Here is a 14,748-nt window from a genome sequence, read left to right on the forward strand (position 1 = left end):
TAGCATAATGGCGGGCAGTTCTGAACAGGCAGAGAGCGGAAGCCTGAAGTCTCGCTTGATCCCAATGCAGCAGAAGCCACTTTTGCTGCCCGCTTCCTGTATTGCCGATGTGGTGGACTACAGCCGTCCATCCGGTGGCAATATGGAAAACCGATGGTACTTGGGTGAAATTGAATGGCGAGGTCAAACTATTCCGTTGATTTCCTTTGAGCGGATCAACGGAGGTCGATTTGCAGACTTTTCTGCAACGGCGAGAATTGCCGTAATGCACAGCGTCACTGGCAATGAGCAACTGCCTTTCTACGGCATTGTCATTCAGGGTATCCCCCAAGAGATGGAAGTACTGGCTGGAGATATACGGCCAATGCCAGAAACGGAAAGTACGACAGGTGCAGCTGAAACATCCAGAGTAATCGTCAGGGAAATTCCTGCGGCTATACCCGACCTTTCACAACTGGAACAGAAACTGGTTGAACTGGAAGGTCAATACTAGGAGGCTGAGAGAGGGCTCAGAACAAGGCGCAACCGTGCAGGAATATCAACATCTTTCAATCGGTTGGAACGCGCTAATGAGCCCTCTCTCAGTCGCCCGGAGGGTGCCCCATAAAGCGGCCATCACGGCAACTGCTCCTGCGTTGCTCTAGCTCCTGCATCTTCGAGTACAAGGAGTCTATCGGACTTATGCTTTCGAGCATGAACTTCAGTAGAACAAGTCAAATTTTTCTATGGATTCGTGCGAATAGTTGACCTATTTAATCGAATTCATCGAAAAATTGAGCCCTTCTTTCTGGAATTTAGGCCAAAACTGCCTTAAGTCCGACAGGACTCCTGGAATCAGATATCACCCCAAAGATACTGCATTAGGCTAACAGCTGTCACAGGCGCAGTTTCAGTTCTCAAAACCCTTGGGCCCAGTGCTAAAGCATGAAAACCGGAAGACTCTGCCTGGGTAATCTCTTCTCCAGTCAACCCGCCTTCAGGACCAATCAACAGCGAGACCGTTGCAGGTTGGTTGAACCCCTCTAGCTTTTTATCCGTTCGGTGATGAAGCACAAATTTTAGATCTGAGGTTTGCTTCTCCATCCAGTCAGCAACATTCTCAGGTGGGTGAATGACTGGTACTCTGTTCAGGCCACACTGTTCACAGGCACTAATGGCCACCTGTTGCCAGTGCCTGATTCGCTTTTCCTGGCGTTCTGCGTTCAGCTTCACTTCACAGCGCTCTGAAAAAAGGGGTGTTATCTCAGTAACGCCCATCTCAGTGGCTTTCTGAATAGCGTAATCCATTCGCTCGCCTCTACTCAGACTCTGTCCCAGATGAATTTTCAAAGGAGATTCTGTGATCAGGGCGACTTCTGCATCCAGAGCAACCGTCACTGTTTTCTTTGATACCATCTGAATAGTCCCCTGCCATGAAGATCCCTTGCCGTTAAACAGGATAAGAGACTCTTCAGGCTTCATTCGAAGTACTTTACCAACATGGTTGGCAGCACTGTCTGTTAATTCTACGATCTGATCTTTGATCAGCGGCTGATCGGTATAGATTCGAGGGTTTCTCATGATGTTCTCATGGAAAAGCCTAGGATTCCTGAAGGACCAGTAACCCTATCGCTCTTCTTTTTAAATAACATTGAATTATGAAAGAATTATACCCAAGCACTCACGATATGGCAGGATTCACTGTTTAGTTCAACCGCTCAGGTTCGGACACTTCAACAACTGAACAACACGACAATCGCCCATTAGAGTAGTATCGGGAGACACTATTGGAGACATTTGCAACTGAACTCAATGACCCTATCACCGTGATGGTGTCATATCATATTAAGCCAGATCAGGAAGACGCCTTTAAACAATGGATTTCTGGTATTACGCAAACTGCAGCTACCTTTAAAGGTCACCAAGGGGTAAAGGTCACCAGGGGGTAAAGGTCACCAGGGGGCCTATTTTTTCAGATCGCCAGACCGGACCTCTAAGCAGTACATTGCATATACAGCGGTGTTCCGATTTGACCATCACTCAAATCTGGTTGCCTGGGAAGAGTCAGAAGAGCGTCAAAACTGGCTGACTCAACTCCAGCCCTTGCTGGAAAAGAAGCTTCAGTACAAAAAAAATGAGGGGATGGAACTCTGGTTTGATTTACCAGACATCCCACCAAAAACGATCCCTCGCTACAAAATGGCTATGGTCACTCTGCTGGCGGTTTACCCACTGTTTGACACTATACTCCTTTCTGCCCTTGATGCTGCCCGCAGGAATACCCACTTTCATAACCATTCTCATCAGCTGTATTTGTACCTGCATACTGATGACATGGTTCGTTATGCCATTTATGACCCGAATCTTTTCTTCCTGGCTGTTTAAGGATGCTTAAAAAATTGGAAAGGGAGCTAATGCGATCAGAAGCACTCTGATCGCATAATCATCAGACCAGCTTAAGGTTCTGACAAATAGTTCTGGATGGAGCAGCCTGATTCAAGGCATAAAAATGCAGCCCCGGAACACCCTGTTCGATCAGTCTTTCGCACAGGCTGGTAATGACTTCTTCACCAAACTTTTTGATGCTTTCAATATCATCACCATACGCTTCCAGCTGCTTGCGAATCCAGCGTGGAATTTCTGCACCACAGGCATCAGAGAAACGAGCCAAACGGGTGTAGTTGGTGATCGGCATAATGCCTGGAATAATCGGCAGATCAACACCTAAATCGGCGGCCCGATCAACAAAGTGGAAGTAGCTGTCAGCATTAAAAAAATACTGGGTAATAGCCGAGCTGGCACCTGCATCAACCTTGCGTTTGAAATTGGCCAGATCTGTTTCAAAGCTTTGCGCCTGAGGATGAGCCTCGGGATAAGCAGCGACCTCAAGGTGAAAGTAATCACCAGTTTCTGCTCTGATAAACTCCACCAGTTCATTGGCATACTGCAATTCACCGTTTGAACGCCCCATACCGGATGGCAAGTCGCCACGCAGAGCAACAATACGATTAATTCCCTGACGCTTATATTGTTCCAGCAGGGCCTTCAACTGAGTTTTGCTGTCACCCACACAGGACAAATGAGGAGCTGTAGAAACATCTGTGCAGCTGCGAACACTCAGTACCGTATCCAGCGTTCTGTCACGGGTTGAGCCACCGGCACCATAGGTCACAGAGAAAAATTCAGGTTGGCATTTGGAGAGCTCAATGGCTGTCTGATCCAGCTTTTTGGCCCCTTCTTCCGTTTTAGTCGGAAAAAACTCAAAGCTGATTGGCAGCTTTTTTTCGTTACTTGTCATCGTTATCTCAGAGCCTTCATCACTGTGCTATCACTCATGGTTACAACGGTTTAAACCATGATGGTTTCATTCTGGAGTGATGAAAATCCTTCCCCATCCTCAAGGCATTTAAATCGGCATGAAAGCCTGCACAAAGGTACAGGCTTTCAGCCAAGCGTTATACCCCATACCGTTCGCACTGAGCTTGTCGAAGTGCATGACCAGCATCCTACGAGAAGCTCAGGATGAACGGAGTATGCATGAGCATTAACGCCTGGGCTCCCAGGAGCCTGACCGAGAATAGACAGCCCGGCCTAAAACCCAGAAAGAACGGCCATCTTTTCCACTGAATTTGCTTAAATAGGTCAACTATTCGCACAAATCCAGTGAAAAAGCTGACTCGTTCTACTGAGTTTTATGCTCGGACGCTATTCTCGGTCAGGCTCCTAGTACTTGTACTCGTCAGCTTTGAATGGACCTTCAACAGCGACATTAATGTAATCAGCCTGTTGACCTGTCAACTGAGTAATGACCCCGCCAAAACCCTGAACCATGTAGCTTGCTACTTCTTCATCCAGCTTCTTGGGCAGAACGCTCACGTATAGATTCTCAGACTTTTCAGCTTGAGACAGGTTTGCAAAACCTTCTTCGTACAAATGAATCTGCGCCAGAACCTGGTTGGCAAATGAACCATCCATAATTCGAGATGGGTGCCCAGTAGCATTACCCAGATTGACCAGACGACCTTCAGAGAGCAGTATCAGATGATCATTACTGCCCTTGTCACGCCAGATCTTGTGAACCTGAGGTTTAATTTCTTCCCACTCCCATGATTCCCTCATGAAAGCTGTATCAATCTCAGTATCAAAGTGGCCGATGTTGCAGACAACACAGCTGCTCTTCAAGGCTATCAGCATCTCACGGTCGCACACATGTACGTTACCGGTTGTCGTGACCAGCAGGTCAGTGGTACCCAGCAACTCTTTGTTGATGCTGCCAGCGGTACCATCGTTGACACCGTTAATGTAAGGAGAGACCACTTCAAAGCCGTCCATGCAAGCCTGCATGGCACAGATTGGATCAATCTCGGTCACTTTAACGATCATGCCTTCCTGACGCAGGGAAGCCGCTGAGCCTTTACCCACATCACCATAACCAATGACCAGAGCTTTTTTACCGGCCAGCAGATGGTCAGTTCCGCGCTTGATCGCATCGTTTAATGAGTGACGGCAGCCGTATTTATTGTCGTTCTTGCTCTTGGTAACGGCATCGTTAACATTGATTGCCGGTACTTTCAGCGTGCCTTTTTCCAACATTTCCACCAGGCGATGAACCCCTGTGGTGGTCTCTTCAGAAATGCCGTGAATGTTATCCAGAATCTCAGGATACTTATCATGCAGCATCAGAGTCAGGTCACCACCGTCGTCCAGGATCATGTTGGAATCCCAAGGCTGACCACCTTCTGTCAGAATGGTCTGTTCAATACACCACCAGAACTCTTCATCTGTTTCACCTTTCCAGGCAAACACTGGAATACCGGCAGCAGCAATAGCTGCAGCAGCGTGATCCTGAGTAGAGAAAATATTACAAGAAGACCAGCGTACCTCTGCTCCCAGGTCGATCAGGGTTTCAATCAGAACAGCGGTCTGGATGGTCATATGGATACAGCCCATGACCTTTGCCCCTTTTAAAGGCTGCTGATCACGGTACTTCTGGCGGATAGCCATCAAGGCGGGCATTTCACCCTCTGCGATCTGAATTTCGCGGCGGCCCCATTCGGCCAGGGAAATGTCGGCAACCCGATAGTCAGTGAAGCTCTCAACAGCTGCAGGAGTAGCGCTCATGGGTATGATCCTGTTATGCGTACTTACCGAAAGATTATGTGAAGTCTAACAGCCGCATAAATCTATATCAATTTTTTTTGATATAGATTTTTAATAAGTATTCAGTCGTCAATTACAACAGCTTTGCCGGGTTTTCCGGGTTCACGCCCATTACTTGTAAGGCCTCGGAAAGATTTTCAAGAAAATAGCCTGATTCGATTGTTTTTCGAAAGCCCATCGCAACAGCAGCCCCTCTGGAAGTATCAAATGAGTCCCTGCTATTGAGTGCTTCCGAATAAAAAATACCCTCTGAGCACTTTTCCATCACAGGAATACAGGCATTCTCCTGCACAGAACCTTTCAAGCAATCTGCCAGTCTTTCCACACATTGCTGAACACTTCCCGGGCCGGATTGCACATACAGTGCGGCAGCAGTGCCTGATCGTTTAATCGTTTCTGGTGAGCTAAAAATCAGGAAGGCTGGCTTCTGCTCCTGCTTCAGACGTTCCAGTTCAGCCAGCAACGATTCAGACGATTTAACGGTATTTTCAGGAGAGAGACAAAGTGTCAAAACGGCCCAAGGGCTCGATTCAGCCCCTCTGACGCCATCCGCTCTGGATACTTTCAGAAACCTGACAGCAGCCTCATTGGAGACCCCCAAACTGGGTTCAGACAAGGGTCTCATGCCATAACCCAACCTTTGCACCCTGAGATCCGGTTGCCCCTGCAACTGCTCGAACAGTTTTTTAAGGACCCTTTCACTTTCTCGAGTCATCTCTGGCGGGGAAGTGTTTCGACCAAACAGACCACGGCACTCCAGTTCAATATCCGCCAGCTGAACGGTCGGTTCCTTGTCACGGGCCAGCTTTGAGACAATTTCCATAAAATCGTTGGTTCTGGCCAGCCTTGCCGGGTTCTCCGGATCATAGCCAGATAGCAACAGTTCTTCATTCAGAATCCGGGTCAAATCCAGGTCGGAGTTGTGACGGCAGCGTCTCAACGCCCTGCAGATTACCTTGTTTCGTGAATTGCCATGACTCCCTGAATCGCCTTCTTTTCGCTCACTGTAAGCAATTCCGGTATAAATGCGTTCCATGCCAAAAGGCGTATGTTCCAGTCGAAATCCTTTTGGAATTTTCTCATCAACAGCCTGTGCCAACGCCATGACTTGATCCGGGCTGAAAGTACAATAGACCACAAGACAGTCGGTTGTTTTTCCCAACCTCGAAAGCGCTTGAATCTTTGTCTTTCTGATCAGCTCAGACCAGGGAGCCTGATGCATCATTTCAACCAGCACTTCTATGACCTCTTTCACCTTGTCAGGATGCAAGTTCAGAGTCAGACGACTTCCATCGCCAGTCCCTTCATCAGGCAAATCCTGAAAAGCAAAGAAATACTGAGTCTCTCGAAAGTTAGGGGAATCAAGCATAGAGGCTACGCCAACGTTAAACTCTCTCATTGAAACACGCAGCAAGTCATATTTTTTTTCCAACCTGACAATAGTTCCCAGAAGCATCCTGGCATCAGTATTCGTTAAGGGTCTGGGTGCCTGCTTCGGACAGTCGCGCCGATACAGATCTCGTACACAGGTTTGAGTACTTTTTTCAGAGTTGAGACTCATTCTCGCAGCTTCTTCTGCCCAGTGCTGAAGCGCTTTTCTTGCGGGTCCCTGAACATGGGAAATATGGCGCTGATTAATAATACCCTGCTGCACCTCACCCTGAGTCGTTTGGGGTCTGGTTTCATCAATCTCCTTGCTGTCAGAAGGAGGATCAATCGCATCGCCAAGACGATGTGATGAAGGTGGAGGAGTGGGATCCATGGCTGCCTGTTTACCCAGTGAGATATTTTGATTGTCGGCAGACGGGCGGGCTTGTTTATCAGAGAGAAAGCCTGTCCATGGCTAATAATCCTCAATCATGGGTGAACTGATTATTCTCAATCTGATAATGGTAATGAATCTGCTTCATCATTCGCTCAATCTGTTTAATAGGCAGATCAAGATCATCGGACAGCTGCTCCAGGTTTTTGCAACTCAATCGCAGCCTCTCATTGGCAATACTGAGCAGAATATGAGGCTCCAGCTTTTCGGCGTGTTCAATTTCCACAGAGAATTTCCTCTCGTCAATCATGATGACACGGGTAGCAAACGACAAAAATAAAAATAGCACTGTTCTCCAAAAAATATAACTACAACGAAATCAAACGGTTGTCATCAAGCTGACAGTAATTAAAAAAATTCTGAATCCAAATGAATCAAGAAGGCGTATCTTATTTTGCAGACAGTGAAGTCTGCCCAACAACAAACATAAAAAATTCAAAGGATTCCCTCCATGAAAAACTCAACCAAATTACTCGTCGCTTCTGCTCTGGGTTCTGTTCTGGCTATGTCTACTGCAGGTACTGCTCATGCGGCCAAGTCCGGTATGGAAAAGTGCTATGGCGTAGCGAAGGCAGGTAAAAATGACTGTGGAACAGATAAGCACAGCTGTGCAGCCCAGGCCAAAACCGACGGTGACAAAACCGAGTGGATTTATGTCCCAAAAGGCACCTGTGACAAACTGGTAGGTGGCAGCCTGAAAAAATGAGCCAGAGCCCTGACATTAGACCGATGTCTGTAGGTATCGGTCTAAGGGAAGTGCATTTCAGCCAGGTTCTGGAGCAGCAGCCCCATATGCCCTGGTTGGAGGCTATGACAGATAACTTCCTGTTCCCTACCCGCGAAAGAGAAACCTTGCTGACCATCAGGGAACATTACCCCATGACCCTGCATGGAGTGGGTATGTCACTGGGCTCCAGTGATCCTTTGAACAGGGAATATCTGTCCCGGGTCAAACAACTCAGGGATGACCTGGAGCCTGCCTGGCTTTCCGATCACTTATGCTGGACATCCATCGCGGGCACTTATCTGCATGAGCTGATGCCTCTTCCCTATACGGAAGAAGCCATAGGTCACATAGCGGAGCGAATCATGAAGGTGCAGGATTTTCTGGGAGAACAGATTCTGGTCGAGAATGTCTCCAGTTATATCCGATTCCATCATTCACAACTCAGTGAAGCCGAATTCTTTGCTGCCGTGCTGGAAAAAGCAGACTGTTATGCCCTGCTGGACGTTAACAATATCTATGTGAATGCCTGTAATCATGATTATGACCCACTGAACTTTCTGGCTACGGTCCCACCGGAACGTGTTAAAGAAATTCACCTTGGCGGTCATACCGAAACGGATCAGGGTTTTTTATTGGACACCCATGGCAGTGCCATTGCTGAGCCGGTCTGGAAATTATATGAGCAGTGTCTGCAATTGACAGGAGAGATTCCCACCCTGATTGAATGGGATACCGATATTCCTTCCTGGCAGAGTTTGGATGAGCAGGCAAAGCGAGCGGAAAATCTGATCGCTGACTTGGGTAAGGCATCATGAAACTGGAGCAACTGCAAAATGAGATGCTGAACTGGATTCAGTCCAATACATCTGAGCCAGCTCCGGACTGTATTCAAGCAGCCTGTGCCCTGACACCAGAGCAGGGTCTGAACGTTTATCGCAACAGTATCCATGAAGTCACCATCAGGGCTTTGAAACTGACCTTCCCCGTTACCCATCGATTACTGGGTGAAGAATGTTTTCGAGGTACTCTGAGCCAATACATTCGCCACGCGGATTTTTCCGACCATTCACTGGAAAACGTCGGCCAGGATCTTCATGAATACGTCGCCCGACTTCCAGAACTTGAACAATTGGTCTATCTACCCGACCTGATTCTTCTTGAACTGAGAATTCACCAATGTGAATTGCAACCAGAGTCGCCATCGATGAGTCTGGATGAAATACAAACTGCGATTCAGCAAGGTACTGCCAGTCAATTTCATTTGCCAACCCATGCCACACTGCTGACCAGTGATTATCCGGTACTGGACATCTGGCAAATGCATCAAGAATTCGATGAGCCCGAAATGAATCTGGATGATTACTTTCCCTCCCGGATTCTCATTGATCAACACAATCATCAGGCTACCTGCTTTGCTTTGAGCCAAGAACAATTTGAGCTGCTGTCGACTTTGTCAGAGCAACCTGACCTGGAAAAGTGTTGTGAACTGCTGTCTTCACGAGGACAGGAAAACTGCCTTTCGGCCTTTTCCAGCTGCATAGAGCAAGGGTTTATCAACAAAGTCAGCTGACCGAATACAGGCCAGAGGCTAAGCCAGTTTAAAATAACAAAAGGAAGGAAGCATTCATGATGAAAATCCAGACAGCACAAGAATATTTAGCCATTATCCGAATGCCTTTACAGCAACTACTGCCATTAGGCCTTCGCTTGTGGGTGGCTAATGTATTTTTCTTTGCAGGTCTCAATAAATACCAGAGCTGGGACACTACGATGATGCTGTTTGAATACGAATATGCAGTGCCTTATCTGGCACCTGACATAGCCGCATGGCTGGGTACTTTTGGTGAACTCTTCTTCCCTGTTCTTCTCGTGCTCGGACTCGGCGGCCCTATTGCAGCCATATCATTGTTTTTCGTTAATCTGATTGCAGTCTTATCGTATCCAGACATCAGCGCTGCCGGTATGCAACAACATTATCTCTGGGGCTTGATGCTGATGGTGCTTGCAGTATACGGCAATGGGCAGATTACTTTGGATCGTATCATTCAGAAGCTCTACATTGATAAGTTATACGCGAAATTGAACACAGGAAGAGTGTAAGACTTTTCTTGTTACACATCACTTAAGCAGGGGGCTATTTTAGCCCCCTTTCCGTATAGTGCTTACTTTGCTTGTTGCCCCTGAATCTGCTGCTGCAACCAGGTCGTAATTTCCATAGCGCCCTTTATATCTCCAGCCTCCAATCTGCCTTGAACCACATTGCTAAAGTCACCTCTGTCAAACGCTTCTTGCTCCAGAGCTTGAGCTTTTGTTTTCCATTCTTTGATAACGTCAGGCAGTGACCTGAGCTTTTGTTCCAGCTCTTTTTTCTCTTTTTTAAGCTTCTTGATTGTAACATTAAGGCTTTCTATTCCCTTAGACTTCCTTTCTCTGCAGGCTTGTGCTGAAAACCTATTTTTACTGTTTCTACGCCACTTTTTCATAGCGGCTACATCCACATCATCCAATCCGTTGACTGAAAGCAAGGTATCGAATTCTTTAACATCCATATCACTCAACATGTCTTTTGTTAGTTGCCTACCGATGATCTGAGCGCTTATCGGGCAACTTCTCGCAGCCTCATCAGCAATCAGTTTTTCCGCAACCTCTTCCACATTTTTGTTACTACAAGTCGCTGACTTGGGACTCTTTGAATGACACGCTTTCACTATAGGCCCTGGCTCCTGAATTTCTTCCTCAGGAGTTTCTGGAATTGGAGTTGGAGTTGGAGTTGGAGTTGGAGTTGGAATTGGAGTTGGAGTTGGAATTGGAGTTAGAGCGACAGGCATCTGAGGCTGAGGAATCATGGGAAGCTCCCCTGAAATCAAACTACCCATCTGATCAGGATTATTCACCAGCAGTTTAATCACCTCTTCAGTTAATTCAACACTTTCACTTCCCGACTGCTGACTGGTACCACCACTCAATTCTTCACACAATATCCCTGAAGAAGTATTCAACAATCCCATCGCCCTCATCTCCTGTTCAGAATCCGTTGTTACAGTGGAGAGAGGAAGTGCAGGCACAGGTTCACTGCCTATTAATCCAGCAAGAAAATCGTCTAGGCCCTCATCAAGATCAAAACTGAAAAGATCACCGCCACTTTCATTTGTAAACACTGGCGTCGTCAACGATTCTCCACTATCGGCATTGAATCCAGACAACATAGGATCTGCAGAAGACACAACTGATATAGGACTATTGAGTGAAATAGAAGAGGCAGGTGGTCTGACCTGAACAGGGTCCTGACCTTGTTGAACATGAGCTGTTGGCTGCGCGCCCGTGACAGAAGAACTATTAAACTGCCCCACGAATGCTTGACCTGCCGTTGTCAGAGCAGGCTCTGGAGCAAACAAGTCATTGCCATCCTTTGTAAACGAAATATCCATAGTTACGTCCCTGTCACTGTTGATTGAAACCTATCGCCATCCTTTGCATCAGGCGTTTTCAGAATCCTTTAATGAGGAATACTTTATTTCTAGAGTTCAGAAGTTCTGAAAGGTTCAAGACAGAGTTGTCAGTATGACTGACAGAATCGTTTGATGAGCTTCAGTGGGAGGACACGGATAAAAAAGGCTGCACATGGCAGCCTTTAAGCAGAGATCGGTATCAATTACAGACCTGCAGCGGTTCTCAGGGCGTCAGCCTTGTCGGTACGCTCCCAGGAAAACTCTTCCTCTTCACGACCGAAGTGACCGTACGCTGCAGTCGCTCTGTAAATAGGACGCTTCAGATCCAACATATCCACCAGACCCTTTGGACGCAGATCGAAATGCTCACGCACCAGTTCTTCAATTCTGGCATCAGCAATCTTGCCGGTACCAAAAGTATCGATAGAGATAGAAGTCGGCTCAGCTACGCCAATCGCGTATGAAACCTGAATTTCACATTTGTCGGCCAGGCCCGCTGCCACTACGTTCTTGGCTACGTAACGGCCAGCGTAAGCGGCTGAACGGTCAACTTTTGATGGATCTTTACCAGAGAAAGCACCGCCTCCGTGACGAGCCATACCACCGTATGTATCTACGATGATTTTACGTCCGGTCAGACCACAGTCACCCACAGGACCACCGATGACGAAAATACCGGTTGGGTTAATGTGATACTGGGTGTCTTCATGCAACCATTCTGCAGGCAGAACCGGCTTGATCACCTTTTCCAGAATTTCTTTCTGCAGCTCTTCCTGAGAAATTTCCGGGTTATGCTGGGTAGACAGAACGACAGCATCAACACTTATCACCTTGCCTTCACTGTCGTAACGCATGGTAACCTGACTTTTAGCATCCGGGCGCAACCAGGGCAGAGTGCCATTTTTACGCAGTTCAGCCTGACGCTTCACCAGCTCGTGAGAGTAATAAATAGGAGCAGGCATCAATACAGGGGTTTCATTGGTGGCATACCCGAACATCAGTCCCTGGTCGCCAGCACCCTGTTCACGTGCATCTGTTTCATCAACACCTACAGCGATATCCGGGGACTGCTTACCAATGGCATTTAATACTGCCACGCATTCGCCATCAAAGCCCAGGTCGCCATGATTGTAACCGATGTCAGTGACAACGTTACGCACCAGATCTTCAATATCGACGTAAGTGTCGGTACGTACTTCACCCGCCACGATGACCATGCCGGTTTTCACCATGGTTTCAACCGCAACACGAGCTTCTGGATCATCCTTGAGGATGGCATCCAGAATAGCGTCGGAAATCTGATCGGCAATCTTGTCCGGATGACCCTCGGAAACCGACTCGGAGGTGAACAGAGTGTAATCTGCCATAGTCGTTTTTCGCCTCTTCCTCTTTATCTAATTCTCTTTCGAGCGTTCAGTTCAGGGTTTTGAAAAAACGCCTGACCTGAATCTGAAAACCATTACGTAGCCCCAGATACTGGGACTCACCTATTTCCAGGCCAGAATCCTGTGCCCAACCATCCAGGTCATCGACACTGAACCCAAGCCATAAATCGCCACAGGATTCTCGTACCCAATCCTGATCGTGACTGCTGAGCTCGCTGACCAGCAAACTGCCACCTGATTTCAACAACCTTGAAACCCAGGTGAAGATAACGAAAGGGGTTGCTACATGGTGCAACACCATATTAGCCACTATGCAGTCAAACTGTCCTTCCAGAGCATTCAGGGTTTCAATTTCCCCATGAATGAACTCGACGTTTTCCAGGCCTCGATCTTTTACCCTCTGCTGACTGATGGCCAGCATTTCTCCGGAATTGTCCACAGCATAGACTCGCTGAAAATTCTCACTCAGCGTTTCCAGAAAATCTCCTTCGCCCGGACCGAGCTCCAACACTCGCTGACGGTCAGGCAACTCCGTTTTTTCCAAAACATCCGCGACACATCGGGCATAAAGATCATGATCAGCAATTAATTCCTGATGCTGACGAAACTGATCCACATTCCTGGCAAAAAACGCCATAGACTGTTCAGCCCTCTGACCCCTCACCTTGACCAGGCGATTCATCAGGGAAGGCGACAACGACAATGTGTCGACAGCTGAAAAAAGAGAGCGCATGACATCACTGCTGATCCCTTCCTGAGGAGGTAGAGACCGACGGTAAAAGACGGTATTGCCTTCCTTGCGGGTACTCACAAGTCCGGCCAGGGAGAGAACCTTGAGGTGATGACTCATGGCAGGCTGACGCATATCGAAGAGGCTGCTAAGTTCCAGCACTCCAAAAGAGTCTGTGCTCAGAACTCTTAATATCTCAAGCCTCAGTACATCGCCATACGCTTTTCCCAAAGCGGCCAGCTGCTCGACTGATCCTGATTCCGACACGCAAAGCTCCTTACCGCTGCATCGTTGTCTTCTGGCAAGCGGCCAGAAGGGTTCTACTCCGTCTATCTAAGGCCGAAGTCTAGCAAGCACCACAAGGTATATCAAAACTTTTTGATATAGATAATTATACGTGTCAGGTTCATTCAACTAATTTGTACACACGTACAGCAATCGTTAACATAGCGCAGCCTGCCTGATCAGGTGTCTGCAGCCATGAATGAGAAATTTCGTTCGCGCTGAAATATGAGCCTGGCTACAGAGCCTGGTAGCGCTTTATTTTCATGAAAAACTCAGTCATGAGCCGGGAATAAATCCGAACTCTTTCACTATCAAGAACGTCAATGGATCAAGAACGTCTGGAAAGCAATTACCATGAGCAGTACGTGGGCTTTGCATCGATTGATCCCCATGGGCATTCAACCAAGAATCATGATCACTTTAATGATCCTTGGAGTGCTGCAAATCGGTATTACCGGCATGGCTGGAATGTTTTATATCAAAGAACAGCTGGAGAACCAGCTTGCTGAAAAAAACCTCGAGCAGGCCAAAACCCTCGCACTTATTCCCTCGGTAAGGCAGGCTGTAGAAGAAGGTGACTCCGCCACTCTGCAAAAGCTGGTGACCGAGATGCACAAGGTGCTGGGCGCCAGTTTTGTAGCCATTGGTGACGAAAGAGGTGTTCGTCTGGCCCATCGTCTGGAAAATCGGTATTGGCCTGCCCATGGTCGGTGGTGATAATGAGTTAGCGCTCAAACACGGCCAGTCTTACATCTCTTCTGCTTTTGGCAGCATGGGCAACCTGGTCGACAACGCCTTTGATGCAACGACTAAAAATAAGCACAGCAATAAAACCATCTTCCTTTCAATGACAGATATAGGTAGTGCTGTATTAAAATAACTGGCGTAATAATCTTGTGCTTTCTTTAGAAGTTTCTCCATGTAGCCGGAAACATCCGGATGCTTTGCTGCCACCTGATCATTGGCGAGCTGACCGATCATCATGTGGCCCAGCTCATGCCAGGCTGTGCGTTGATTGAACAGAATAATACCAGCCCATAGCCGCCTGCACGCAGGTATCAGTTTGGGTTAAGGTTTCCCAACATACTTAAGCCTTTTTGGCAGTGAATGAACTTTCAGAAATCAGAAAGTGATGTTTCATTGGGAAAAGTAGGTGAGGGAATCCTGTGATGCCAGAAGATATTAAAACATCGTTAAGAAAGGAGCTGTGA

At 47.5% G+C, this 14,748-nt stretch carries 16 protein-coding genes; 7 read left to right on the forward strand and 9 right to left on the reverse strand.

Translation table 11 applies throughout. The features are described from left to right. Window positions 1–7: 7 nt before the first annotated feature. Complete coding sequence (locus GZ78_RS11575; protein WP_034835570.1) at window positions 8–493, forward strand: chemotaxis protein CheW; 486 nt, start codon at window positions 8–10, stop codon at window positions 491–493. 341 nt (window positions 494–834) lie between these two features. Here GZ78_RS11575 and GZ78_RS11580 read toward each other — a convergent pair whose 3' ends face one another. Then, the gene (locus GZ78_RS11580; protein ID WP_034835571.1) at window positions 835–1,560 is read right to left on the reverse strand and encodes a 16S rRNA (uracil(1498)-N(3))-methyltransferase; all 726 of its coding nucleotides are present in this window, start codon (window positions 1,558–1,560) and stop codon (window positions 835–837) included. A gap of 438 nt (window positions 1,561–1,998) precedes the next feature. Between GZ78_RS11580 and GZ78_RS11585 the strand changes: the two genes are divergently transcribed. Beyond that, window positions 1,999–2,364: a hypothetical protein gene (locus GZ78_RS11585; RefSeq protein ID WP_034835573.1), complete on the forward strand. Its 366-nt coding sequence runs from the start codon at window positions 1,999–2,001 to the stop codon at window positions 2,362–2,364. A 61-nt stretch (window positions 2,365–2,425) separates the two neighbouring features. Here GZ78_RS11585 and metF read toward each other — a convergent pair whose 3' ends face one another. The 4 genes from metF to GZ78_RS11605 all read right to left on the reverse strand — a co-directional run bounded on the left by metF (window position 2,426) and on the right by GZ78_RS11605 (window position 7,187). Then, a complete protein-coding gene (metF, locus tag GZ78_RS11590) occupies window positions 2,426–3,277 on the reverse strand; it encodes a methylenetetrahydrofolate reductase [NAD(P)H] (protein ID WP_034835575.1) in 852 nt (283 codons plus the stop codon). Between the two features lie 425 nt (window positions 3,278–3,702). Beyond that, the gene (gene ahcY, locus GZ78_RS11595; RefSeq protein WP_034835578.1) at window positions 3,703–5,100 is read right to left on the reverse strand and encodes an adenosylhomocysteinase; all 1,398 of its coding nucleotides are present in this window, start codon (window positions 5,098–5,100) and stop codon (window positions 3,703–3,705) included. Window positions 5,101–5,212: 112 nt separating this feature from the next. Continuing rightward, the gene (locus GZ78_RS11600; protein ID WP_034835581.1) at window positions 5,213–6,901 is read right to left on the reverse strand and encodes a T3SS effector HopA1 family protein; all 1,689 of its coding nucleotides are present in this window, start codon (window positions 6,899–6,901) and stop codon (window positions 5,213–5,215) included. 91 nt (window positions 6,902–6,992) lie between these two features. Beyond that, on the reverse strand, window positions 6,993–7,187 hold the full coding sequence (locus tag GZ78_RS11605) for a DUF4250 domain-containing protein (RefSeq protein ID WP_236631534.1): 195 nt from the start codon (window positions 7,185–7,187) through the stop codon (window positions 6,993–6,995). Between the two features lie 225 nt (window positions 7,188–7,412). Here GZ78_RS11605 and GZ78_RS11610 point away from each other — a divergent pair, with 225 nt between their 5' ends. Genes GZ78_RS11610 through GZ78_RS11625 form a run of 4 tightly spaced genes read left to right on the forward strand, consistent with a single transcriptional unit; the run spans window position 7,413 to window position 9,788 of the window. Continuing rightward, window positions 7,413–7,667, forward strand: coding sequence for a BufA1 family periplasmic bufferin-type metallophore (locus tag GZ78_RS11610; RefSeq protein WP_034835587.1), 255 nt, complete (start codon window positions 7,413–7,415; stop codon window positions 7,665–7,667). 23 nt (window positions 7,668–7,690) lie between these two features. Then, on the forward strand, window positions 7,691–8,503 hold the full coding sequence (gene bufB, locus GZ78_RS11615) for an MNIO family bufferin maturase (protein ID WP_152558699.1): 813 nt from the start codon (window positions 7,691–7,693) through the stop codon (window positions 8,501–8,503). Beyond that, window positions 8,500–9,258 carry an HvfC/BufC N-terminal domain-containing protein gene (locus tag GZ78_RS11620; protein ID WP_034835590.1) on the forward strand — a complete coding sequence of 253 codons (759 nt, stop codon included), beginning with the start codon at window positions 8,500–8,502 and terminating at the stop codon, window positions 9,256–9,258. The genes bufB and GZ78_RS11620 overlap by 4 nt, the downstream gene beginning before the upstream one ends. A gap of 56 nt (window positions 9,259–9,314) precedes the next feature. Beyond that, window positions 9,315–9,788, forward strand: a complete 474-nt coding sequence (locus GZ78_RS11625) for a DoxX family protein (protein ID WP_051786075.1) — start codon at window positions 9,315–9,317, stop codon at window positions 9,786–9,788. Between the two features lie 62 nt (window positions 9,789–9,850). On the opposite strand, the gene GZ78_RS11630 is transcribed toward GZ78_RS11625, so the two are convergent. From GZ78_RS11630 to GZ78_RS11640, 3 genes are all read right to left on the reverse strand, one after another. Further along, the gene (locus tag GZ78_RS11630) at window positions 9,851–11,116 is read right to left on the reverse strand and encodes a hypothetical protein (protein WP_034835593.1); all 1,266 of its coding nucleotides are present in this window, start codon (window positions 11,114–11,116) and stop codon (window positions 9,851–9,853) included. Window positions 11,117–11,340: 224 nt separating this feature from the next. After that, on the reverse strand, window positions 11,341–12,504 hold the full coding sequence (gene metK / locus GZ78_RS11635; protein ID WP_034835596.1) for a methionine adenosyltransferase: 1,164 nt from the start codon (window positions 12,502–12,504) through the stop codon (window positions 11,341–11,343). Window positions 12,505–12,550: 46 nt separating this feature from the next. Continuing rightward, window positions 12,551–13,519, reverse strand: coding sequence for an ArsR/SmtB family transcription factor (locus tag GZ78_RS11640; RefSeq protein WP_034835599.1), 969 nt, complete (start codon window positions 13,517–13,519; stop codon window positions 12,551–12,553). 372 nt (window positions 13,520–13,891) lie between these two features. On the opposite strand from GZ78_RS11640, the gene GZ78_RS11645 reads away from it, so the two are divergent. Further along, window positions 13,892–14,254 (forward strand): hypothetical protein, encoded by a 363-nt coding sequence (locus GZ78_RS11645; RefSeq protein ID WP_034835602.1) that lies wholly within the window; start codon window positions 13,892–13,894, stop codon window positions 14,252–14,254. Between the two features lie 30 nt (window positions 14,255–14,284). Here GZ78_RS11645 and GZ78_RS29980 read toward each other — a convergent pair whose 3' ends face one another. Then, window positions 14,285–14,521: a hypothetical protein gene (locus GZ78_RS29980; protein ID WP_201772703.1), complete on the reverse strand. Its 237-nt coding sequence runs from the start codon at window positions 14,519–14,521 to the stop codon at window positions 14,285–14,287. Between the last annotated feature and the right edge of the window lie 227 nt (window positions 14,522–14,748).

The organism is Endozoicomonas numazuensis, from assembly GCF_000722635.1.
Taxonomy (GTDB): domain Bacteria; phylum Pseudomonadota; class Gammaproteobacteria; order Pseudomonadales; family Endozoicomonadaceae; genus Endozoicomonas_A; species Endozoicomonas_A numazuensis.